This window comes from Pseudarthrobacter sp. TRD_SC_9, from assembly GCF_055361265.1.
The window spans coordinates 1,193,953-1,215,917 of sequence record NZ_CM143956.1 but is presented as its reverse complement, the minus strand read 5'-3'; the positions used below and the strand labels follow the sequence as shown (position 1 = coordinate 1,215,917).

The following is a 21,965-nucleotide window of genomic DNA, read 5'->3' as shown; positions in this document are numbered from 1 at the left end:
ACGGCAATGTCCCAAGGAACCCACGGAGACCCCGTCATCCTGGAGATGCGTTCCATCACCAAAGAATTCCCCGGCGTGAAGGCCCTCGCGAACGTCAACCTTCAGGTGAAGGCGGGCGAAGTCCACGCCATCTGCGGCGAGAACGGGGCCGGGAAGTCCACCTTGATGAAGGTGCTCTCCGGCGTTTACCCCTACGGAACCTACTCGGGTGACATCGTGTACCAAAACGAGGTTCAGCGGTTCAAGGACATCCGTGCCAGCGAGGCCGCAGGCATTGTGATCATCCACCAGGAACTGGCACTCATCCCGGAACTGTCCATTACCGAGAACATCTTCCTGGGCAATGAACCCGCCAGGCGCGGGGTCATCGACTGGGCGGAAGCCCGCCGTCGTTCCCTTGACCTGCTGGCACGGGTGGGACTCCGCGACGACCCCGATACCCCCATCAAGGAAATCGGCGTCGGCAAGCAGCAATTGGTGGAAATCGCCAAGGCGCTGAACAAGTCCGTGAAGATCCTGATCCTGGACGAGCCCACGGCAGCGCTGAACGAATCCGACTCCCAGCACCTGCTTGACCTGATCCTGGGCCTGAAGGCCAAGGGCATCACCTCGATTATCATTTCGCACAAGCTGAACGAGATCGAACAGATCGCTGATGAAATCACCATCATCCGGGATGGCAAGTCCATCGAGACCCTCAACGTCAAGGCTGACGGTGTGGACGAGGACCGGATTATCAAAGGCATGGTGGGCCGGTCCCTGGAGTCCCGGTTCCCCGAGCACGTCCCCAACATCGGGGAAGTCCTGTTCGAGGTCCGTAACTGGACAGTGGGACACCCCCAGGTGCCGGATCGGCTGGTCTGCAAGAACGCGAGCTTCACGGTACGCCGGGGGGAGGTTGTTGGCTTTGCCGGGCTGATGGGGGCAGGACGCACCGAACTGGCCCGGTCCTTGTTCGGCCGGTCCTACGGCAACTTCATTTCCGGCCAGGTTTTCAAGAACGGCAAGGAAATCCACATCCGGAACGTACCGCAGGCCATCAAGGCCGGACTCGCCTACGTCACGGAAGACCGCAAGAGCCTGGGCCTGAACCTGCTGGATGACATCAAGACCACCACTGTGTCCGCCAACCTCAAGGCCATCACCAAGGGACTCGTGGTGGACGAGCGCGAGGAATTCACCGTTGCCGAGGGTTACCGGAAGAGCCTCCGGACCAAGGCCCCCACCGTCAACGAAGGCGTTGCCAAGCTCTCCGGTGGAAACCAGCAGAAGGTTGTGCTGGCCAAATGGATGTTCACCGACCCGGATCTGCTCATTCTCGACGAACCCACCCGGGGCATCGATGTTGGCGCCAAGTACGAGATTTATGGCATCATCCAGCAGCTGGCCCAGCAGGGCAAGGCCGTCATCGTGATCTCCTCCGAACTACCCGAACTGCTTGGACTCTCAGACCGCATCTACACGATCTTTGAAGGCACCATCACAGGGGTCCTGGATAAAGAACAGGCCAGCCAGGAAAACCTGATGCGCCTGATGACCTCAGTTCCCCGCAACGGCACCAACGCTGCTCCCACTGCGCACATCGCATAAGCCCCAGAACGGAATCATTATGAATGCACTAAAAAGGATCTTCGGCGGTGACACCCGCCAGTTTGGCATGATCATTGCCCTCGTGACGCTTGTCTTGTTTTTCCAGTTCTTCACGGGTGGAAAAGTCCTGACGCCGACCAACATGATCAACCTGTTCAACGGCAACTCCTACATCCTGGTGCTGGCTATCGGGATGGTTCTGGTGATCATCGCCGGCCACATCGATCTTTCGGTGGGGTCCGTCGCGGCCGCCGTCGGAATCGTCGTGGCCATTGCCATGCGTGACTGGGGCATCCCCTGGTACATGGGCATCGTGCTGGGGCTGGTGCTCGGCGCCGTCATCGGGGCATGGCAGGGCTTCTGGGTTGCCTACGTCGGTATCCCCGCCTTCATCGTCACGTTGGCGGGCATGCTCCTTTTCCGTGGCCTGAACCAGTTCGTCGGCAACTCCCTCACGGTTCCCGTGCCTGATGAGTTCCGGGTCATGGGCGCTGGCTTCCTGCCTGAAATTGGTGAGTTCGCCCGGTACAACGCTCCCACTGTGATCCTCGGCTTCCTGCTGATCGCCGTCGTGGTGTTCTCTGAGTTCCGCACCCGGCGCATTGAGGCCCGCACGGGATCCATCACGGATCCGATCTGGGTTCCCGTCACCCGGCTGACCCTCCTGGCAGCTGCCATCCTCTACGTCACGTGGCTGTTCTCGACTGGCCGTTACGGAACCTCATTTCCCGTCTCCGGACTCATCCTTGTGGGCCTGGTTGCCCTGTATGTCTTCATCACCACCAAAACCGTCCTGGGCCGGCATGTTTACGCAGTGGGTGGCAACCGCCACGCGGCGGAGCTTTCCGGCGTCCAATCCAAGAAGGTCAATTTTATGGTGATGATGAACATGTCGATCCTGGCGGCACTGGCCGGCATGATGTTCGTGGCCCGGTCTACCAGTTCCGGCCCGGCCGACGGCGTCGGCTGGGAACTTGATGCGATCGCAGCCGTCTTCATCGGTGGCGCGGCCGTCAGCGGCGGCGTCGGCACCGTCATCGGTTCAATCGTTGGCGGCCTGGTGATGGCCGTCCTCAACAATGGCCTCCAGTTGCTCAGCGTCGGGGCGGACATGCAGTCAATCATCAAGGGCCTCGTCCTGCTGATCGCCGTCGCCATCGACGTGTACAACAAGAGCCAGGGACGCCGCTCGCTGATCGGCATGATGATGAACGGTCTGCGCTCGAACCAACCGGCCACCACAGCCACGGAAGTCACCAAGACCTCCGAGGTCATCGTTCCCGAACCCGCAGGGACCACTAAATAGACCGCGACGGCGGCCGTACAGCTGGTCGCCATTGGACCGAAGAAAGAGAAATCCACATGCGTAAATTCGCAAAAACCCTGACCGTCCTCGCGGCTGTCACCACCTTGACGCTGACAGGCTGCGGCCGGTCCGACGTCGACGCTGCAGCGGCGAAGCCGGGAACCGCGCTCTCCGGATTCCCGCAGGATTCCGTGATCGGCGTCGCGCTGCCCAAAAAGACCAGCGAGAACTGGACCCTGGCGGAAACCCTGTTCAACGAGGGCCTCACCTCGGCCGGATTCAAGCCGAACGTGCAGTTTGCCAACAATGGCGTGTCCGAGCAGCAGAACCAGATCTCCACCATGATCACCTCCGGCGCGAAGGTTATTGTGGTCGGTGCCGTGGATGGCGCGCAGCTGGGAACCCAGCTGCAGCAGGCCAAGGACGCCGGCGCCGTCATCATCGCCTACGACCGCATGTTGACCAACACGAAGGCGATCGACTACTACGTCGCCTACGACAACTTCAAGGTTGGCGAACTGCAGGGCCAGGCGCTGCTTGAGGGGATGGCAGCCAAGAAGGCAGGCCCCTACAACGTTGAACTCTTCGCCGGCTCCCCGGATGACGCAAACTCGAAAGTCTTCTTCGACGGTGCCATGAGCGTGCTCCAGCCCAAGATCGATGACGGCACACTCAAGGTTGTGTCCGGGCAGGACGATTTCACGACCGCCGTAACCCAGGGCTGGACGCCGGAGAACGCCCAGCGCCGGATGGACTCGCTGCTCTCAGGCAGCTACGCCTCCGGTGAGCTGGACGGCGTGCTCTCCCCCAACGACACCTTGGCACGGGCCATCATCACCTCGGTCAAGAGCGCCGGCAAGTCCGTCCCAGTGGTCACCGGACAGGATTCGGAAGTTGAATCCGTCAAATCCATCCTGGCCGCCGAACAGTACTCCACCATTAACAAGGACACCCGCAAACTGGTGGAGCACGCCGTCACCATGGTGAAGGACCTCCAGGTTGGCCTGGCCCTGGAGATCAATGACAACCGCAACTACAAGAACGAATTCAAGCGCGTTCCGGCCTACCTGCTGGAACCGGTGATCGTCACCTCGGCCAACGTGAAGACGGCCTACGTTGATGATCCGATCCTGGGACCGCTGACCAAGTAGCAATCAGCCCTTAGGCAGTACCCGGAGAAGAGCCCGGCCTCCCCGTCGTGAATTGTTCACGGGGAAGCCGGGCTCTGCTGCTTGAAGTAGGCGGCAGGGCTAGCTGCCCGCCGGTGCCTTGACCTTCAGCACACCGGTGCCGGCAAATTTCAGTGCGTGGTCCTTTACTGATTCATACTCCGTGAAGGCCTTGTAGTCGTAGAAGGAGGCCGGGTCCCAGCCCACGTCCGTGCTGAAGTCCCAAGCGGCCCAGTCCGGAGCCACGGTGCCGTCTTCCGCGGCTTCGGCAAGGGCCTTGGCCTTGTTCGCTTCGAATGATGACTCTGCGATCGCGTTCAGGTCCACGTCGTCGCCGTTATACCAGGACCCCTGGTCGAAGAACCGGTGGCCGTTATAGCTGCTGACAGCCACTGACGGATCTGCACCGGGGCCGGTGTAGTCGAATGCGTTGTTCTCAGAGAAGATCCGGGAGTCGTAGCCGGCACCGAGGAAGTAGCTGCTGCCGCCTTGGGCCTCACTGATCATCGGATAGTCCGGGTGGTCCGTGCTGCCCACGAAATAGTTGTTGAGCACGTGCACCTGGCCGAAGCGGACCCGCGGCCCGCGCTGCTGGATGTTCTCCATCAGGTTGCCGATGTAGCTCACACGCAACTTCCCGCCGTCCTTGCCCACGTGCTCGTCGCCGGAGCCCAGCAGCATGGTCTTGTCGTGGTTCATGATCCGGCTGTTGGAGACGGTGACGTAGTCCGTTCCGTCCTTGAGATCCAGGAGACCGTCGTGCCGGTTGGCTGGCTTGCCGTGGAAGCCGATCGGCGCTTCACTGTCCGGGTACCGGCCGTCGCTCAGCGTGACGTGGTCAATCCACAGATGATTCGAGGTCACGGAAGAGACGGCGTCGAACCGTGCATTCCAGGCACCGAGGGCGCCGTCGTCGGGTGACCAGCTGGTGAAGAAGTCCACGGGCGCCTCCACGCTGACGTTGCGCAGCACCACATTGGTGGCACTGAGGATCACGATATTCGCCCCCACGAATCCGGCGTCGCCGTCGAGCCCGATGATAGAGGTGTTGGAGGGCAGGCTCACTTCGATCTGCCGTTTCATGTTGTTGCTGCCGGTCTGCCGGAGCTGGCGTTGGGACTTACAGTAATCGAAGGTCTGGTCGCTCCAGGTCTTTCCCTCCGGCCCGAAGCAGGACATGTATTTGTGGATGTCGTAGCCGGGCGCGTAGTCCTGCTCGCCCATGATGCGGCCGTCCGGCCGCTGGTTTCCATCGATGGTGCCGCGGATGTAGATGATCTTCGGAGCCTTGGGTTCGCCATGGTTGGCCAGGGCGGTCTTCAGTTCGGCGAAGGTTTCCACCACATACCGGTTCGCGGCAGGTGCGCCGGCACCGCCGTTGGTGACACCGTCGACGGCGGCCCAACCGGTAGGTGCGGCGTCGTCGGGACCAATGATGCCCCCGCCGGGCCAGGCAGCCGCGGGCGCTGCGAGTGCCAGCCCGGCGGCGAGGGCTACGGTGGTGCAGGCCGCTCCCCAGGCCGCCGTCTTTTTGCGGAACGTCGGGAGGGAAAGCGGCTGTGGGGATGGTGGAGTTTTGCGGATCAGGGACGTCATTGGCCTTTTTTCCGGCATGCCAAATAAACCACATGCCTTGTGGGTGCGGGTGTTCGGGTTGGAGACCTGTCGGTGAGAAAACGCTTTCTCTGGTGACGCTTCATTTCTACGTCCGTTGTGACAACTATGTCAAGGGGTTTCCAGCGCCGCTTCTTACCGTTCCGGGACAACCCGGCATGTAGTGGCAAGATAAGCGCATGACTTCACCTATTGCAACGCCATGGCTTTCGGGCCAAGCGGACCAGGACCCGCGTTCCGCCACGGGCCGTACCCTCCGTTGGGGCGTAATCGCCACCGGGAGCATTGCCAATGCTGTGGCTGCGGATCTGGCACTGCTGTCCGACGCGGAACTCTACGCTGTCAGCTCCCGCAGCCAGGAGAAGGCGGACGAATTCGCCTCGAAGCTGGGCTTCACAACGGCGTACGGGAACGACGGCGGCGTGCACGGCTATGACAGGCTCCTCGCCGATGACGCCGTAGACGTGGTCTATGTGGCGTCACCGCACGCCCAGCATTACGAGATTGTCCAGGCCGCGCTTAACGCCGGAAAGCACGTGCTCTGCGAGAAGGCTTTCACCATCAACGGCCGGGAAGCCGGTGAGCTCATCGACCTGGCCAGGGCCAGAAACCTGTTCCTGATGGAGGCGGTGTGGAGCCGGTTCGTGCCCGGCATGCAGCGGGCCTTCCAGATTGCTGCCTCCGGCGAACTGGGCGATGTGCACTGGGTAAGCGCGGACCTGGGCTTCCCTGCGCCGTACTCCCCTACCGCCCGGCTGTGGGCCAAGGAAGACGGCGGCGGAGCGTTGCTGGACATTACGGTCTATCCGCTGCTGTGGGCGGTTGGCACTATGGGCTTCCCCCAGACGGTCAGCGCCTCCGGCTTTGTCAACGATGACGGCGTGGACGCCCAGAATGCACTCACACTCGGCTACCACCACGGCGGCCAGGCGCAGCTCACGTCCTCACTCCTGGCGCACGGCCCGCGGACCGCCACCGTGTCCGGCAGCCAGGGCTACCTGCAGGCGATTGGCTCCATCAACAACCCCAGGGAAATCCATGTATCCATCGGCTGGGACGGCGACCGGCGGACTGAAAAGTTCGACATCGTGGGCAAGGGCTACACGTACGAACTCCGTGAAGTCACCCGGTGCATCCAGCAGGGGCTCACCGAAAGCCCGGTGATGCCGCTGGAGGACACGTTGGCCACCATGCGCCTCTTCGACGGCGTGCGGGCCCAGCTTGGAACCAGTTACCCGAACGACCAGCACTGATGGCCCGGCGCTGACTGCGGCTGCGTTCATCCGCGCACAAAGCACCCCGGCACACGCAAAAGCGCTGGCGGCTCCCGGAATTCGGGCGTCACCAGCGCTTTCGCGTGTCACGGAGGAATATCCGCGCCGACTACCTGCTAGCTGAGCGTTGCGAGGACCTTGTTCAGGGTCTCCGACGGACGCATAACGGCGGCTACCTTGGCAATGTCCGGGTGATAGTAGCCCCCGATATCCACCGGGGATCCCTGGACCGCTGCGAGCTCGCCGACGATCGCGTCTTCGTTGCTGCCCAGTGCCTCGGCGACCGAAGAGAACGCGGCGGCCAGGCCGGCGTCGTCCGCCTGCTTGGCCAGCTCTTCGGCCCAGTAGCGGGCCAGGAAGTAGTGGCTTCCGCGGTTATCCAGCTCGCCGGCACGGCGGCTTGGTGACTTGTTTTCCAGCAGGAAGGTGCCGGTGGCCTTGTCCAGTGTGTCGCCGAGGATCTGCGCGCGGGCATTGCCCGTGGTGCTGGCCAGGTGCTCAAAGCTGACGGCCAGCGCCAGGAACTCGCCCAGGCTGTCCCACCGAAGGTGGTTTTCCTTCAGGAGCTGCTGGACGTGCTTGGGTGCGGATCCACCGGCACCGGTTTCGAACAGTCCGCCACCGTTCATGAGCGGAACGACGGAGAGCATCTTGGCACTGGTGCCCAGTTCCAGGATGGGGAACAGGTCCGTGAGGTAGTCCCGGAGCACGTTGCCCGTAACCGAAATCGTGTCCTGGCCTTTGCGGATGCGTTCGAGGGTGAAGGCTGTGGCATCCACCGGGGACATGATCTCGATCTGCAGGCTCTCGGTGTCGTGGTCCTGCAGATACTCGCGGACCTTGGCGATCAGCTGGGCGTCGTGCGCGCGGGTCTCATCCAGCCAGAACACTGCGGGCGTCGCGGAGGCGCGGGCGCGGGTTACGGCCAGCTTGACCCAGTCACGGATGGCGGGGTCCTTGGTCTGGCAGGCGCGCCAGATGTCGCCCTCGAAGACCTCGTGCTCCACCAGGACGTTGCCGGAACCGTCCAGGATCTGGACCTTGCCGGCTTCCTGGATCTCGAAGGTCTTGTCGTGGCTGCCGTATTCCTCTGCAGCCTGAGCCATCAGGCCAACGTTGGGGACGGTACCCATGGTGGTGGGATCGAAGGCACCGTTGGCACGGCAGTCGTCGATAACAACCTGGTAGATGCCCGCGTAGGAGCTGTCCGGGAGGACCGCCAGGGTATCGGCTTCCTTGCCGTCCGGGCCCCACATGTGGCCGGAACTGCGGACCATGGCAGGCATGGAGGCGTCCACAATGATGTCGCTGGGGACGTTGAGGCTGGTGATGCCCTTGTCCGAATCGACCATGGCCAGGGCGGGGCCTTCTTCGAGGCCCTTCTTGATCAGCGCCTGGACACCTTCGCGGACGTCTTCGGGGAGTTCCTCCAGGCCACTGAGGATGGCGGCCAGGCCGTTGTTGGGGCTGAGGCCCGCAGCGGCAAGCTGCTTGCCGTAGGTCTCGAACAGCTCGGAGAAGTAGGCCTTGACCACGTGGCCGAAGATGATGGGGTCCGAGACCTTCATCATGGTGGCCTTCAGGTGGGCGGAGAACAGCACACCCTCTTCCTTGGCGCGGGCGACCTGGGCCTTGAGGAATTCATCCAGGGCAGCGGCGCGCATAACGGTGCCGTCGATGACTTCACCTTCGAGGACGGCGAAGTCCTTCTTGAGCACCTTGACGCTGCCGTCCTGGCGGACCAGCTGGATGGAGATGGTGCCATCGGCCGGGATGACGAGCGACTTTTCGTTGGAGCGGAAGTCGTCTTTGTTCATGGTGGCCACGTTGGTTTTGGAGTCCGGGGTCCAGGCGCCCATGGAATGCGGGTTCTGGCGGGCGTAGTTCTTGACGGACAGTGGCGCGCGGCGGTCCGAGTTGCCTTCACGCAGGACCGGGTTCACGGCGGAGCCCTTGATTTTGTCGTAGCGCGAGCGGATGGCCGTTTCCTCGTCCGAGGACGGGTTGTCCGGGTAGTCCGGGAGCTGGTAGCCCTGCGACTGGAGTTCGGCGATCGCTGCCTTGAGCTGCGGGATGGAAGCGCTGATGTTGGGGAGCTTGATGATGTTGGCTTCCGGCGTCTTCGCCAGCTCGCCAAGTTCGGCCAGGGCGTCGCCCAGCTGCTGCTCCTTGGTCAGGTAGTCACCGAAGACGGCAATGATGCGTCCAGCCAGAGAAATGTCCCGGGTCTCCACCGCCACACCCGCAGTGGAAGCAAAGGCCTCGATGATCGGAAGGAATGAATACGTGGCGAGCATCGGCGCTTCATCGGTGTGCGTATAGATAATCTTGGACATGCGCGGGCGTCTCCCTGGAGGTCGGCTGTAGATGGAAATCCGGTCTTAATGCACCACGTATAACTTACCCGAGCGGGCCCCGCAGACGCCCGTTCGATGGCCTTAATCACGTGACGTTACTCGCGTTCCGAGGCCGCTCAGCGTCCGGTCCAGCCCACCCACATGCAATTACATGAGATGTCACTACTATTTACAGGCTTGTCACACTGGGATAGATTCTGTCCATCACGCGGCGGTCCTACCCATCCAGATGGCCGCCGCACCTAACAGTCAGGAAACCTTATGACTTCCAAGATGCTGGCAACCAGCCTGCTCAGCCTGTCCACTGCCGCGATCCTCGCCTTGTGTTCGGCAGGTGGCGCCACGGCGGCACCCCCAACAACGGACAAGCAACCCTCCGTCACCAGCACCACTGTTGAAAGCACGACGGCGGCCGCGGACTATTGGACGCCGGAGCGGATGAAATCCGCCGTTCCCGGCGATGTCCTGGCAGCCAAGGCAGTGGAGCGCAGCCGGGGATCTTCTGGTGGGACAGCAGTCGAGAAGGGCACAAACAGCAAGGTGGACGGCAAGGCAGCCCCCGGCAAGACCGTGCTGAACGCCAGTGAAAGCCCGGTTTCGCACATCGGCAAGGTGTTTTTCACCCTGGGCGGCCAGAACTACGTCTGCTCAGGCAACTCAGTGGCGTCCACGAATGAGAGCACCGTGTCCACCGCCGGACACTGCCTCAACGAAGGCCCGGGAGCGTTTGCCAGCAACTTCGTTTTCGTCCCCGCCTACCTCAACGGCGCAGCCCCCTACGGAAAGTGGGCCGCACGAGCGCTCTACGCCCCCACGGCGTGGAGCTCCAACGGTGACATCCAGTACGACACCGGGTTCGCCGTCGTCGCGCCCCTGAACGGCCAGACGCTTTCCGATACCGTTGGCGCCTCCGGAGTCCAGTTCAACGCCGCCCGCGGCCTGACCTACAAGGCGTACGGCTACCCGGCCGCGAGCCCCTTCGATGGACAGTCACTGAAGAGCTGCACCGGCAAGGCGATTAACGACACCGTGAACCCCGGCGGCACCACCCAGGGCATCCCGTGCGACATGACCGGCGGTTCCTCAGGCGGCCCGTGGTTCATCGGAACCAACTCCTCCGGCTACCAGAACTCCGTCAACAGCTACGGCTACGGCACCCGGTCCACCACCATGTACGGCCCGTACTGGGGAACGGCCATCCAGCAGGTTTACGCCAATGCAGCCGCAGCCTGACCACCAGCGACGCAAGCCGTTCCAGCGCAATGTCCCTGCCGGTTCCAGCGATGTGACCTCCAGCGAGACAGACCAGGACCCGGACGCTGTACGGGAGTACTGGACGCCGGAACGGATGGCTCAAGCAGTGCCCCGCGAGGTGCGGCCCGAAAACCGGGACCGGCCACGCACGGAAGACGGTCCGGACTCCACCGGAGACTGAACCGCTTCCCATAATGCCCGACGGCGGCTGTCCCCTTCTCGGGGGCAGCCGCCGTTGACGTGTGGGCTGGGCCCACGCCGCCGAGGGTTCCCTGACCGAGCAAAGCGAGGTGAGGGAGGCGGTGGTGGGCCCACGCCGCCGAGGGTTCCCTGACCGAGCGAAGCGAGGTGAGGGAGGCGGTGGGGTCAGTGGAAGAAGTGCCGGGCGCCGGTGAAGTACATCGTGATGCCGGCGGCGTTGGCTGCAGCGATGACTTCGTCATCACGGACGGAACCGCCAGGCTGAACCACTGCGCGGACACCGGCGTCGATCAAAATCTGCAGGCCGTCTGCGAACGGGAAGAACGCATCGGAAGCGGCAACAGCACCGCGGGCGCGCTGGGGAGCATCGGTGGCGTCGGCATTGGACGCACCGCCCGGGGTGTCGCTGCCGGCAGCAGCATCGGACTCAACGCTGACGCCCAGCGTGTTGGCCCGCTCAACGGCGAGGCGGCAGGAGTCCAGGCGGTTTACCTGTCCCATGCCGATGCCAACAGCGGCGCCGTTGTTGGCCAGCAGGATGGCGTTGGATTTGGCGGCCCGGCAGGCGGTCCACGCGAAAGCGAGGTCTGCGAGGGTCTTCTCGTCCGCCGCTTTCCCGGCTGCGAGGGTCCAGTTGGCGGGGCTGTCGCCGTCGGCGTCCACCTTGTCCGTCATCTGCACCAGCATGCCGCCGGAAACCTGGCGCATTTCAGCCGGGTAGCGGCCGTAACCCTCGGGCAGGGCCAGCAGCCGGATGTTTTTCTTCTTGGACAGGATCTCCACGGCTTCGGGCTCGAAGTCCGGGGCAATGACAACCTCGGTGAAGATGCCGGCCACCGTGCGGGCCATGCCGGCGGTGACTGTGCTGTTGGCGGCAATGACGCCACCGAAAGCGGAGACAGGATCGCAGGCGTGGGCTTTGGCGTGTGCGTCAGCGATCGGATCCGCGGCGTCCGCGGAACCAACAGCCACACCGCACGGGTTGGCGTGCTTGATGATCGCAACTGCAGGCTCGGAGAAGTCGAAGGCGGCACGGAGGGCGGCATCGGCGTCGACGAAGTTGTTGTAGCTCATGGCCTTGCCGTGCAGCTGCTCGGCCTGGGCGATGCCAACCGGAGCGGCCTTGTCCACGTACAGTGCGGCCTGCTGGTGCGGGTTTTCGCCGTAGCGGAGAACCTCGGAGCGCTCCAGGGACAGGCCGGCATAGGCGGGCCAGTCGATAATGCCGTCGCCGTCTTCGTCCAGGAACTGGGTGGCGGTCCAGGTGGCTACGGCGGTGTCATAGGCTGCGGTGTGGGCGAAGGCCTTGGCTGCCAGCCGGCGTCGGGTCTTGAGGTCAAAGCCGCCCTCTTGTGCGGCAGCTATCACATCGCCGTAGAAAGTGGGGTCCACAACAATGGCGACGGCGGCATGGTTCTTCGCGGCCGAGCGCACCATGGCCGGGCCTCCGATGTCGATCTGCTCGACGACGTCGTCCTGGCCTGCGCCGGACTTGACGGTCTCCACGAACGGGTACAGGTTCACCACCACGAGGTCGAAGGTTTCGATCTCCATACCGGCCAGGGTTTCCATGTGCGCAGGGACGCGGCGGTCCGCCAAAATGCCGCCGTGCACGCGCGGGTGCAGCGTCTTGACACGGCCGTCCAGCATTTCCGGGGAGCCGGTGACTTCTTCGACTTCCTGGACCGGGATCCCGGCCGCGGCGATCTTCTTGGCCGTGGAACCGGTGGAAACAATTCGAACGCCAGCTGCGTGCAGGCCCTGCGCGAGCTCCTCCAGACCGGTCTTGTCGTAGACCGAGATCAAGGCCCGGCGGATGGGAACACGGTCAAGCTGCGTGAAGCTCACAAAAGTCTCCGTCGTTTTACGCGGTTGCGGCCGCGGGTGGTGGGGATGCGCCCAGTTTATCGTGTTGCCGGGATCCCCCGGCCCACACCCCCTAAGGTGGGTGAATGACAAGCGAACCCCTGGTGCTGGTGGCGGACATTGGCAAGAGCCGCTGCCGCGTGGAGCTGCGGGTTGTTGATGCCGCAGGCTCCTCCACTGGTTCCTCCACGGTGCTGGGCAGTGCAGGCGCTGAGGGCTTCGCCGGGCTGGGAATCTCCGGCGGCGCCGGGGCCGCGTTCCGGCTGATTGCCAGTGCCGCCGGGCAGCTGGACGGCGCCGGCTCTGATACTGGTTCTTTGGCCGGGAGGCTTGCCGGGGTGGGTGCCGCGGTGGCCGGCGTAGAGGCCAGCACGCCGCAGTCCCGGGAACTCGCCGGCCTGCTCGCCTTGCATTTCCAGGCCCCCGCCGCGGTGCTCTCCGATGCAACGGCCGCTCATCTGGGGGCGCTCGACGGCGGAGCCGGCACCATCCTGATCGTCGGCACCGGGGCAGTGTCCTTCCGCTTCGAGGGTGATCCGCAGCAGGGCAATGCCGGGGTACTGCACCGCGGCGACGGCTGGGGTCCGCTGCTTGGTGACCGCGGCAGCGGCCGCTGGATCGGCCAGCGGGGCCTGTCCGCGGCGCTGGAAGCATACGACGGCGGCCCGGCCACTTCTCTGGAGCGCCTCGCCGTGGAGTATCTCGGCTCAGCCGTAGCAGGCTCCGGTCCTGAAGGCTCCGGGATACCCGGCCCTGAACGCCCGGCGCTGAGCCAGCTACCAGGTTGGCTGGCCGGCCAGGAAAACCCGTACCGGGCCATGGCCGGCTTCACACCTTTTGTCCTGGCCGAAGCAGAGTCCGGGGATGCTGTGGCCGGGCACATCATCTCCGAAGCCTGCCGGCACCTCACAGAAACTGTCGGCCGGTCCATCGCGGACAGCACTCTGCGGCACGTAGCGCTGTTGGGCGGCGTCGTGGATTCCCCTTACTTTGCCCAACGCTTGGCCGCCGACCTTAATAACGCGGGAATCGGCGTCATACCAGCCCAGGGCGACGGACTGGCCGGTGCTGCCCTGGCCGCGACCCGGAACGAACTGCTCCACGAAAGGTACATCCACCGTGACCGAAAATCCTGAAACCGCTGGCTTCCCTGAGCGAACACCCGTTGCCCCGGCCGACGGGCTGGCCGCATTGCGCGCCGAGCTCGCCGGGCTGCAGACCGAGGCCGCCAACCCGGAGCTGAGCCGGCTGGACACCATGGACACAGCCCAGCTGGTGGCATCGATGAACGCGCAGGACGCCGGCGTTCCTGCCGCCGTCGGGCTGGCGGTGCCGGACATCATCCGTACCGTGGACGCCGTCGCCGCTAAGCTGGCGCAGGGCGGACGGCTCTTCTACATCGGTGCCGGGACTGCCGGGCGCATGGGCATCCTGGATGCCAGTGAGTGCCCGCCCACGTTTGGAACCCCGCCGGAGATGGTGGTGGGGATTATCGCCGGTGGCCGCAAGGCCGTGGAGCAGGCGGTGGAAAACGCGGAAGATGACGCCGACGCGGGGGCTGCGGACATAACCGCGGCGGGTGCGGGACCAGGCGATGCCGTCGTCGGAATCTCCGCGTCCGGAAGGACTCCGTACGTGATCGGCGCGCTCAGGGAAGCGAACGCCCGCGGTGCTTTTACGGTTGGGCTGGCGTGCAATCCCGGCTCGGCAATAGGGCAGGAAGCGGACGTTGCGATCGAGGTGGTGGTGGGTCCGGAGTTCGTGGCAGGCTCCACCCGGCTGAAATCCGGCACCGCACAGAAGCTGGTGCTGAACATGATCAGCACGCTCTCCATGGTGAAACTCGGCAAGACCTACGGCAACCTCATGGTAGATCTGCAGGCCACCAACGCCAAGCTGCGGGCCCGGTCCCAGCGCACCGTCCAAGCAGCGACCGGCGTAGATGCGGGTGCTGCCGCAGAGGCGCTGGACGCCGTCGGAGGTTCAGTGAAGGCGGCTATCCTGGTCCTGCTGGCGGACGTCGAGCCCGAACAGGCAGTTTCTGCGTTGGAACGGGCGGGCGGCTTCCTGCGCCAGGCCATCGAGCAGAATCCTCGCATCTAGGGCTTCGCGCTAGGGTTTTCTCAGGAGGCTTAGATGAACACATACACCGCGGTTCCCAGTGGTGAGCAGGTTGTCCAGGAATTGCCGTGGCGCTGGAAGGTTCAGGGGCGGATTTTCCTGATCGGCGGGCTCGGCTTTATGTTCGACGCCTGGGATGTGACGCTGAACGGTATCCTCATTCCGCTGCTGTCCAGCCACTGGTCGCTGACCCCGGGTGAGGCCGGCTGGGTCGCGACGTCCAATCTGATTGGCATGGCTCTGGGCGCGTTTGTGTGGGGCACCATCGCGGACACCATCGGGCGCAAAAAGGCGTTTTCGGCCACCTTGCTGATCTTCTCGCTCTTCACCGTGCTGGGCGCGTTCTCCCCGGACTTCGTCTGGTTCTGCATCTTCCGGTTTATGGCCGGCGTCGGGCTGGGTGGCTGCATTCCGGTGGATTACGCGTTGGTGGGTGAGTTCACCCCGCGGAAGCAGCGCGGCAAGGTCCTGACAGCCATGGACGGCTGGTGGCCCATCGGCGCTGCTCTGGCTGGCTTTGTGTCGGCCGGACTGATGGCCGTGTTCGCCGACTGGCGGTACACCATGCTGGTCATGGTGCTGCCCGCGCTGCTGGTGTTCTGGGTCCGCCGCAGCGTCCCGGAATCCCCGCTGTTCCTGATCCGCAAGGGCCGCCGGGAGGAAGCGGCCGAGGTCATTGACGGCTTGGTCAAGGCAACCGGCGCCACTCCCCGCGCGTACAGCCTGCCGGACGCACAGTCTGTCCCCCGGCTCTCGCCAGGAAGCGCCTGGACGCAGCTGCGGGCTGTATGGGCGTTCAACTGGAAAATCACCGCCGCCTCGTGGGGCCTGTTCTTCAGCATCCTGCTGGTTTATTACCTGGCCCTGACCTGGATGCCGCGGATCCTGATTGGCGCAGGCTTCGCCGAGTACAAAGCGTTCATCACCACGGCGTCCATGGCCGCCGTCGGCCTTCTGGGTGTAGTGGTTGCTGCGCTGCTGGTGGAGCGGGTTGGCCGTAAATGGATTCTTGCCATCACGGGCCCGCTCTCCGCGTTGACCCTGGTGATTGTGGCCTTTGTGGTGGACATCCCCTCGGCCGCAGTGTTCTGGCTGCTGGTGTTCGGCTTTGTGGTCCAGATTGCCATCCCGGTGCTCTACACCTACGTCTCCGAGCTCTACCCCACCGAGCTGCGCGGTTCCGGCTTTGGCTGGGCCTCCACGTTCTCCCGGATCGGGGCCGGCATTGGTCCCCTGGTGTTCGCCAACTACTTCTGGCCCGAGCTGGGGCTGGCAACATCCTTCGCGCTGGCGGGCGGACTGGTGGTCATTGCCGTTTTGTGGATGGCATTCTTCTCGCCGGAAACGAAGCAGCGGCGGCTGGAGTAGCGCCCGTCCCCCTCCCCTCCCTCCTCTCCCAACTAAGTAGCAGTAGGTGCCCTTTACGGCCCTGTAAACGGCACCTAATGCTACTTAGTTAGCTTTCCAGCCGCGGCTGACCAGCGCGCTGACCACCTTGGCCACGGCCGCGCGGGCATCGTTGGCCATGTGCCGTTTCGAGACCCGTACCAGGAACCAGCCAGCCCTTGTGAAGTCTTCCTCCCGCTCAATGTCGCGGACGATTTGTGCAGGCGCCGAATGCACCTCACCGTCGTACTCAACGGCAACCCGGTACTCGCGGAAAGCCAGATCAGGGTGACGTACGACGTCGACACCGACTTCCACGGCCCGGTTCAGCTCAGGTTCCGGCAGACCGGCACGGCCCAGTGCAAGCCGAAGTCGTGTTTCCTGGGCGGATTCGGATCCCACACGTGCGTCTTCCAGTGCCAGGCGGGCCTTACGGATTCCAGGGGTTCCCTTGTGCCGGTCCAACATCTCCGCGAGGTCCTCAGGCGTTGCCCAAGATTCGGATCTGCTTTCGAAGTCTGGCCTGGGAATCCGAAGCAGGTGATCTGCAACCACCGTGATTTCGTCGATAGCCATCTTCCGCGCGCAGTCCAGCCACGTGCGGACCGGGCTGGTCACTAGAAGCCCATTCAGGGTAACAATCTCGTCGGCGAAAAACTGGCCGCGGTGTCCTCTGACCCCGGTACGGCGTGGAATTGCCATATGGTCCGGGCGTGAGATGTGGATGAGCGGCTCGTCAAACCCGCCCAGCAGACCTGGGAACTTCCACAGCCTGAACGCAGTGGCGTGGGATGCAGCAGAGAATTCGGTGATCAGCGTATAGGGCCTGACCAGCGGTCCGATGTCGGACCCAACAACGCCGCCGACGCTCCTTGTGCTCATGTCCAGAACCGCAGGATCCGGAACCCGGATACCCCGGCTCGGTGCCGGGATACTCCGGCGCCGGATCCGCCCTGGTGTGATGCCGGCGTCGAGCGCTTCAGCGTAAGTGAAGGGAACGTCAGCGAAGGCAGGAGGCAACGACTGCGGGACTCTCATACGCCCATGGTGGCAGGAGGCGAACTCTCCGGCAGAAGTTATCCACAGCCATTCGGCTCCCACCCCAACTAAGTAGCAGCAGGTGCCCGTTACAGCGCTGTAAAGGGCAACAAATGCGACCTAGTTGGGAGGGGCGGCGCTGGCAGTGGGAGAGGCGGCGGCGAGGGCGGCCAGCGTCGAAACCAGCAGGCGCCGCTCCACCACCTTGATGCGTTCGTGCAGGGTTTCCTCGGTGTCGTCCGGCTCAACCGCCACAGCTTCCTGGGCGATGATTGGCCCGGTGTCCACGCCGGCGTCCGCCCAGTGCACCGTGCAGCCGGTCACCTTCACGCCATACGCCAGCGCATCGCGGACGCCGTGCGCGCCGGGGAACGCCGGCAACAGGGCCGGGTGGGTGTTGAGATACCGGCCTTGGAAAGCGTCGATGAACGCCGGGCTGACGATCCGCATAAAACCTGAAGACACGACGACGTCCGGGGCGTACGCTGCGACGGCCTGCGTCAGCGCGGCGTTCCAGTCGGCCCGGTCCGGATGATCCTTGAAGTCCACCACGAATGTGGGGATACCGGCGGCGGCAGACCGTTCCACACCGTATGTGCCGGGCCTGTCTGCTCCCACAGCAGCGATCTGCACAGACAGTTCCCCCGACTGGACGGCGTCGATGACGGCCTGGAGATTGGAGCCGGTTCCGGAAACAAGGACTACGATGCGCATTGGTCAAGCTTAATGGCAGGCTCGCGTAGGCTGGAAAACATGAACAACACCCCGGACCCAGCCGGTTCCCCGCGCACTAAAGAACCGCTCAGCGAAGCTGCCAAGGCGTCCCGGATGACCACCCACAGCCTGTTCCGGGTCTTCATCCTGACAGTCCTGGGCTCGTTTTTCATCTTCCAGCTGGACGTAAATTACCTGTGGCTTTCGGCCCTGCTGACGGTGGTGAGCATCGCCCTGGGAATCGTCCTGCTGGTGCGGTCGGCCAGGTTGAAAGAGTCCCGGCTGGTGCTGTTTGGAACGATCGCCGGCCTGGTGCTCTCCGCTGTTATGGTGCTGCTGGTGCTGGTATCCGCTTTGTTCTTCACGGCGATCACCGAATACCAGGAGTGCGCCCGTTCGGCACTGACCCAAAAAGCCGCGTCGACGTGCCGGATCCAGCTGGAAGACGCGCTGCCCGCGCAGGTCCGCTGACTTTAGAGACCTGTACGACGGCGGCTCACGCGTTAAGTAGCCCGGCCTCCTGGACCAGTTGCCGGCGTTCGAGCCACGGCCCGGCGGCATAACCAATGACGACGCCGATACCCACTTCCGCGGCAATCCAGATCCCCATCCACACCGGGTCCGGGCCGATCTGCGTCAGCCGGCCGATGCCCACCGAGCCGCCGGCGATCCAGGCCAGCAGCGCCGACAACGCGCCGGCAACCACCCCGATGATCGCCCCGAGGGCAAGGGTGGACGCGGACGCAGTGAACCAGCGGGCATCCACCTTGATAGCCAGCCATTCGTCAAAGTGGTTCTCACCTTCGCGCAGGAACCACCAGCCGGCAAGCATTCCGGCCAGGACCGGCACCACCAGAGCCACGAAGCCGTAGTCCAGGCTTCCTGCCGGGATCGCGGCCAGCAGCGGAATGGACGGGAGTGGTCCCGTTGCGGTTTCAAGCGCCCCGAGTTGCGAGCCCATGCCCAGGGCGAACCCGGAACCGGACACCCACGCCAGCGCATACACGGCAAGGTTGGGGAGGAAGCCGAGTTGCGCCATGGTGAGCACGGCACCTCCGGCAACACCGGCGTCGAGCGCTTGATAGACCGAAATGATCAGGTTCCAGTGGACAAACAGGTCCACGACCAGCAGGGCCGAGGACAGTGCCAGCGCCGCCATGACCGCGACGAAACCGGCCTTTGCCGCGGAGGCAAGGTAGGAACCGGCCCAGCGTGAATGCTGGCTGGTGGCCGCTATCCAGTCCACGGCATCGACGCCGATCAACCGGCTCCACGAGCCGGCTTCGCGGCGGGCGCCCACAACCATCCCCAGGGCGAACGGGATGAGCGGCGTCAGCATGGCGTACCAGAGATTGATCATGACGTCGGACGTCCGGCAGACAAATCCGGTGGCGGCCCCGAAGGCGGAATAGATGGCCCACGAGCCCAGGAGCGCCTGCCACAGCTGGTCCGTATAGGACGCGCGGGCCAGTCTGCGGCCGGCGCGCCATGCCAGCAGGAACGGAATGAGGGTGAGGCCCAGCGGAACCAGGGACAGGGTTCCGGCGGTCCCTTGAGCGGTGGCCGCTCCACCAACGGACGCTCCACCAACGGCCGCGAGTTCCATCGGCACCGCGTGGATCAGCAGCCACGCCTGGCCTGCCAGCCGGGCCACAACGTCCGGCTGCTGGCTGGCGAAGCCGCCGGTCAGCCAGACGAGCGCGATCGGGGCAGCAACCAGAATGGCTGAAATGATGGCTGCCTGCGCGGATTCGAGGGCTCCCTGCAGCCACAAGGGCATGGGCAGGCCACGGTCTCCGGTTTGATCAGCACGCAGTTTCATCGGTTTCCATGGTGTCACGGAAGACGCCCCGGCCGGGGCTTCAACCCACCTCTTAGGAGAGCCTCTTGGCTATCGATCGATCTACCACAACTCGTAATCCGAGGCGCTGATCATGAAACCACGGCCGGTCCGAAGGTGGGCACATTTCATGGACTCCGGGGCGCGTTCACACACCATGTTCCCGATCCGCACAGTCTGGCCATCGTCAATCATGGGCCCGGCAAACGTCTCCCCTGCGGCAGCTTCCCGCTCCATGGGCGATACCCCGTGCCCGCAGATGCCGTATTGTGACCCGGCCTGGCCGGTGACTACTGCGTAACCGCCGTAGTACTGCTCCCCTCCCGTGCACAAACCCTTCAGGTCGGCCGGCCGCGGCGCAACCTCGGTCAGCAGGTAGCAGGCGGCCCCGTCCCTGTCGATGGAACACTGCATGTCCTTGGCCGGCGACTGTACCACTACCGGCAGGCTCCCTGCCCACGGCTTCATGTTGACCTGCGGCAGCATCTGCTCGGCCCGGTTCAGCGGCCGGGAGGCGGGCGGTGTTGAACCAGCCGCGCCGGACGGACTTCCGGAAGGAATGCCCGACGGCGGGACGGCACCCGGGTCTCCTGCCGCCGCCGGACCTTCCGCTGTTGTGTCCCCGCGGCCGTCCGTTTCCGCTGGACTGGCAGCCGGTGCCGGGACTGCTGCACGCTGGTCGCTGAGCTGGAGCATTCCGACTGAGTCGTTGGCCGGCATCGGGACCTCGACGCTGCAGCCGGCGGCCAGCAGCACGAGGGCTGGCGCCAGCAGGAGGCGGAGGATTCGGCGGGTTGTCATGGTCGTCCCAGTCCACCAGAGAATTCCCTGTTTGTCGGTGGGGAGAAGTGCCCATAGGCCCCTTGGAAGGACAGCGGAAACAACGCGCATGCTGGCCGGCCGAGCCAGCTGTTCACCGAAGCTTTCCCTCGGCGTCACGCCCTTTCCCCCACCTCGTCAGCCCCGGATCGCACCGTGGAGGGGTGAGGATCGCAATTGTTGCCGAATCATTCCTGCCGCTGATGAACGGGGTTACGCACTCCATCCTGCGGGTACTGGACCATCTGCAGGAACGGGGCGACGAAGTCCTGGTGATCGCACCATCCACCCAGGATTCAGCCGCTTCCGATGTTGTTACCGGGGCCTTCATCCACCGGGTGCCCGCTGTTCCGCTGGCCGGGTATACGAACGTGCGCGTGGCGATGGGTGGTGTGAGCCGGGTCAAGCGAATCCTTGCCGACTACGCACCTGATATTGTCCACCTGGCGTCACCGTTCGTGCTGGGCTGGCGGGCAGTCCAGGCCGCCCACCAGCTGGGCATCCCCAGCGTGGCCATTTATCAGACCGAGGTGCCCAGCTACGCGGCCCGCTACGGCGTTCCGTTCCTGGAGAACTGGGCGTGGAACCGTGTGGAGAACATCCATCTGATGGCCACCCGGACGTTGGTGCCTTCCACGTTCGCGCTGAACCAGCTGCGCGGCCGGGGGATCCTGCGGGTGGGAATGTGGCGCCGGGGGGTTGATACGGAGCGATTCAGCCCGGACAAGCGCGACGACGGCTGGCGGGCTTCGGTGGCCCCTGACGGTGAGCGGATCATCGGCTACGTAGGCCGGCTCGCCGTCGAAAAACAGGTGGAGGACCTGGCCGCCCTGGCCGGGATACCTGGCACCAAACTGGTCATCGTGGGCGACGGGCCGCAACGTGCTGCCCTTGAGGAAGCGTTGCCAGGGGCGGTGTTTGCCGGCTTTCTGGGCGGGGAGGCGCTGGCCAGAACCGTGGCGTCGTTCGACCTCTTTGTCCATCCCGGCGAGCTTGAAACGTTCTGCCAGACCATCCAGGAAGCCATGGCATCGGGCGTGCCCGTGGTGGCGACCGGGCGCGGCGGGCCCCTGGACCTCGTGGAGAATTCGCGCACCGGCTGGCTTTACGAACCTGGGAACCTCGCTGCGTTGCGCGGCCATGTGGAAGACCTGATTGGAGATGACGCCAAGCGCCGGGCTTTCGCGGCTGCGGCCCATGATTCGGTTCAGGGCCGGACCTGGCCCGCCCTCAGCGCCGACCTGGTGGAGCACTACAAGGACGTGATCGCCGGACGCGCCCTGCAGGAGCACGTGGCCGGATTGGGCGGTCCGGCAGCTCGAACGGCCATATTCCCTAAGCCGGCCTTCCCTGGGCCGGCCTCCCCTAAGGCGGAGGCAGCCTCGCGGCTTGCCCGGCAGGACGTGAGGAACTGAC

18 protein-coding genes are annotated in these 21,965 nt (G+C 64.3%); 11 read left to right on the top strand and 7 right to left on the bottom strand.

The window, feature by feature from the left end:
* The first annotated feature begins 6 nt into the window (after positions 1 to 6).
* The 3 genes from mmsA to ACWA13_RS05790 are packed head-to-tail and all read left to right on the top strand — an operon-like array spanning position 7 to position 4,047.
* Complete coding sequence (gene mmsA / locus ACWA13_RS05800; protein WP_463937205.1) at positions 7 to 1,590, top strand: multiple monosaccharide ABC transporter ATP-binding protein; 1,584 nt, start codon at positions 7 to 9, stop codon at positions 1,588 to 1,590.
* 19 nt (positions 1,591 to 1,609) lie between these two features.
* Entirely contained in the window at positions 1,610 to 2,896 is a 1,287-nt protein-coding gene (gene mmsB / locus ACWA13_RS05795; RefSeq protein ID WP_463937204.1) for a multiple monosaccharide ABC transporter permease, read from the top strand.
* A gap of 56 nt (positions 2,897 to 2,952) precedes the next feature.
* On the top strand, positions 2,953 to 4,047 hold the full coding sequence (locus tag ACWA13_RS05790) for a substrate-binding domain-containing protein (RefSeq protein ID WP_463937203.1): 1,095 nt from the start codon (positions 2,953 to 2,955) through the stop codon (positions 4,045 to 4,047).
* Between the two features lie 99 nt (positions 4,048 to 4,146).
* On the opposite strand, the gene ACWA13_RS05785 is transcribed toward ACWA13_RS05790, so the two are convergent.
* Positions 4,147 to 5,661, bottom strand: a complete 1,515-nt coding sequence (locus ACWA13_RS05785) for a pectate lyase family protein (RefSeq protein ID WP_463937202.1) — start codon at positions 5,659 to 5,661, stop codon at positions 4,147 to 4,149.
* 197 nt (positions 5,662 to 5,858) lie between these two features.
* Here ACWA13_RS05785 and ACWA13_RS05780 point away from each other — a divergent pair, with 197 nt between their 5' ends.
* Positions 5,859 to 6,932, top strand: coding sequence for a Gfo/Idh/MocA family protein (locus ACWA13_RS05780; protein WP_463937201.1), 1,074 nt, complete (start codon positions 5,859 to 5,861; stop codon positions 6,930 to 6,932).
* Between the two features lie 137 nt (positions 6,933 to 7,069).
* Here the strand turns inward: ACWA13_RS05780 and ACWA13_RS05775 are convergent, their stop codons facing one another.
* The gene (locus tag ACWA13_RS05775) at positions 7,070 to 9,289 is read right to left on the bottom strand and encodes an NADP-dependent isocitrate dehydrogenase (RefSeq protein WP_463937200.1); all 2,220 of its coding nucleotides are present in this window, start codon (positions 9,287 to 9,289) and stop codon (positions 7,070 to 7,072) included.
* Positions 9,290 to 9,571: 282 nt separating this feature from the next.
* Here ACWA13_RS05775 and ACWA13_RS05770 point away from each other — a divergent pair, with 282 nt between their 5' ends.
* Positions 9,572 to 10,543, top strand: a complete 972-nt coding sequence (locus tag ACWA13_RS05770) for a trypsin-like serine peptidase (RefSeq protein ID WP_463937199.1) — start codon at positions 9,572 to 9,574, stop codon at positions 10,541 to 10,543.
* On the top strand, positions 10,527 to 10,745 hold the full coding sequence (locus ACWA13_RS05765; RefSeq protein WP_463937198.1) for a hypothetical protein: 219 nt from the start codon (positions 10,527 to 10,529) through the stop codon (positions 10,743 to 10,745). Before ACWA13_RS05770 ends, ACWA13_RS05765 begins: the two co-directional genes overlap by 17 nt.
* 185 nt (positions 10,746 to 10,930) lie before the next feature.
* On the opposite strand, the gene purH is transcribed toward ACWA13_RS05765, so the two are convergent.
* Positions 10,931 to 12,613, bottom strand: a complete 1,683-nt coding sequence (gene purH / locus ACWA13_RS05760; protein WP_463937197.1) for a bifunctional phosphoribosylaminoimidazolecarboxamide formyltransferase/IMP cyclohydrolase — start codon at positions 12,611 to 12,613, stop codon at positions 10,931 to 10,933.
* Positions 12,614 to 12,717: 104 nt separating this feature from the next.
* Between purH and ACWA13_RS05755 the strand changes: the two genes are divergently transcribed.
* From ACWA13_RS05755 to ACWA13_RS05745, 3 genes are read left to right on the top strand one after another with little or no spacing between them, the layout of a single operon-like run.
* Positions 12,718 to 13,767 (top strand): N-acetylglucosamine kinase, encoded by a 1,050-nt coding sequence (locus ACWA13_RS05755; RefSeq protein ID WP_463937196.1) that lies wholly within the window; start codon positions 12,718 to 12,720, stop codon positions 13,765 to 13,767.
* Positions 13,751 to 14,734, top strand: a complete 984-nt coding sequence (gene murQ, locus ACWA13_RS05750; RefSeq protein ID WP_463937195.1) for an N-acetylmuramic acid 6-phosphate etherase — start codon at positions 13,751 to 13,753, stop codon at positions 14,732 to 14,734. Before ACWA13_RS05755 ends, murQ begins: the two co-directional genes overlap by 17 nt.
* Positions 14,735 to 14,767: 33 nt before the next feature.
* A complete protein-coding gene (locus tag ACWA13_RS05745; RefSeq protein ID WP_463937194.1) occupies positions 14,768 to 16,120 on the top strand; it encodes an MFS transporter in 1,353 nt (450 codons plus the stop codon).
* Between the two features lie 84 nt (positions 16,121 to 16,204).
* Here ACWA13_RS05745 and ACWA13_RS05740 read toward each other — a convergent pair whose 3' ends face one another.
* A complete protein-coding gene (locus ACWA13_RS05740) occupies positions 16,205 to 17,176 on the bottom strand; it encodes a DUF559 domain-containing protein (RefSeq protein ID WP_463937193.1) in 972 nt (323 codons plus the stop codon).
* A gap of 120 nt (positions 17,177 to 17,296) precedes the next feature.
* Positions 17,297 to 17,890, bottom strand: a complete 594-nt coding sequence (purN, locus tag ACWA13_RS05735; RefSeq protein ID WP_463937192.1) for a phosphoribosylglycinamide formyltransferase — start codon at positions 17,888 to 17,890, stop codon at positions 17,297 to 17,299.
* Between the two features lie 39 nt (positions 17,891 to 17,929).
* Between purN and ACWA13_RS05730 the strand changes: the two genes are divergently transcribed.
* Positions 17,930 to 18,361 (top strand): hypothetical protein, encoded by a 432-nt coding sequence (locus ACWA13_RS05730; protein WP_463937191.1) that lies wholly within the window; start codon positions 17,930 to 17,932, stop codon positions 18,359 to 18,361.
* A 25-nt stretch (positions 18,362 to 18,386) separates the two neighbouring features.
* On the opposite strand, the gene ACWA13_RS05725 is transcribed toward ACWA13_RS05730, so the two are convergent.
* Both ACWA13_RS05725 and ACWA13_RS05720 read right to left on the bottom strand, forming a co-directional pair.
* Positions 18,387 to 19,712 carry a cell division protein PerM gene (locus tag ACWA13_RS05725; protein ID WP_463937190.1) on the bottom strand — a complete coding sequence of 442 codons (1,326 nt, stop codon included), beginning with the start codon at positions 19,710 to 19,712 and terminating at the stop codon, positions 18,387 to 18,389.
* 81 nt (positions 19,713 to 19,793) lie between these two features.
* Positions 19,794 to 20,531, bottom strand: a complete 738-nt coding sequence (locus tag ACWA13_RS05720; protein WP_463937189.1) for a hypothetical protein — start codon at positions 20,529 to 20,531, stop codon at positions 19,794 to 19,796.
* 182 nt (positions 20,532 to 20,713) lie between these two features.
* Here ACWA13_RS05720 and ACWA13_RS05715 point away from each other — a divergent pair, with 182 nt between their 5' ends.
* Positions 20,714 to 21,964 carry a glycosyltransferase family 4 protein gene (locus ACWA13_RS05715; RefSeq protein ID WP_463937188.1) on the top strand — a complete coding sequence of 417 codons (1,251 nt, stop codon included), beginning with the start codon at positions 20,714 to 20,716 and terminating at the stop codon, positions 21,962 to 21,964.
* Position 21,965 lies beyond the last annotated feature (1 nt).

Coding starts and splice junctions, on each gene's coding strand:
- ACWA13_RS05720 (WP_463937189.1), bottom strand. CDS start 20,531: ATGACAACCCGCCGAATCCTCCGCCTCCTGCTGGCGCCAGCCCTCGTG.
- mmsB (WP_463937204.1), top strand. CDS start 1,610: ATGAATGCACTAAAAAGGATCTTCGGCGGTGACACCCGCCAGTTTGGC.
- ACWA13_RS05775 (WP_463937200.1), bottom strand. CDS start 9,289: ATGTCCAAGATTATCTATACGCACACCGATGAAGCGCCGATGCTCGCC.
- mmsA (WP_463937205.1), top strand. CDS start 7: ATGTCCCAAGGAACCCACGGAGACCCCGTCATCCTGGAGATGCGTTCC.
- ACWA13_RS05740 (WP_463937193.1), bottom strand. CDS start 17,176: ATGAGAGTCCCGCAGTCGTTGCCTCCTGCCTTCGCTGACGTTCCCTTC.
- ACWA13_RS05790 (WP_463937203.1), top strand. CDS start 2,953: ATGCGTAAATTCGCAAAAACCCTGACCGTCCTCGCGGCTGTCACCACC.
- ACWA13_RS05785 (WP_463937202.1), bottom strand. CDS start 5,661: ATGACGTCCCTGATCCGCAAAACTCCACCATCCCCACAGCCGCTTTCC.
- ACWA13_RS05755 (WP_463937196.1), top strand. CDS start 12,718: ATGACAAGCGAACCCCTGGTGCTGGTGGCGGACATTGGCAAGAGCCGC.
- ACWA13_RS05745 (WP_463937194.1), top strand. CDS start 14,768: ATGAACACATACACCGCGGTTCCCAGTGGTGAGCAGGTTGTCCAGGAA.
- ACWA13_RS05765 (WP_463937198.1), top strand. CDS start 10,527: ATGCAGCCGCAGCCTGACCACCAGCGACGCAAGCCGTTCCAGCGCAAT.
- ACWA13_RS05780 (WP_463937201.1), top strand. CDS start 5,859: ATGACTTCACCTATTGCAACGCCATGGCTTTCGGGCCAAGCGGACCAG.
- purN (WP_463937192.1), bottom strand. CDS start 17,890: ATGCGCATCGTAGTCCTTGTTTCCGGAACCGGCTCCAATCTCCAGGCC.
- ACWA13_RS05730 (WP_463937191.1), top strand. CDS start 17,930: ATGAACAACACCCCGGACCCAGCCGGTTCCCCGCGCACTAAAGAACCG.
- ACWA13_RS05725 (WP_463937190.1), bottom strand. CDS start 19,712: ATGAAACTGCGTGCTGATCAAACCGGAGACCGTGGCCTGCCCATGCCC.
- ACWA13_RS05770 (WP_463937199.1), top strand. CDS start 9,572: ATGACTTCCAAGATGCTGGCAACCAGCCTGCTCAGCCTGTCCACTGCC.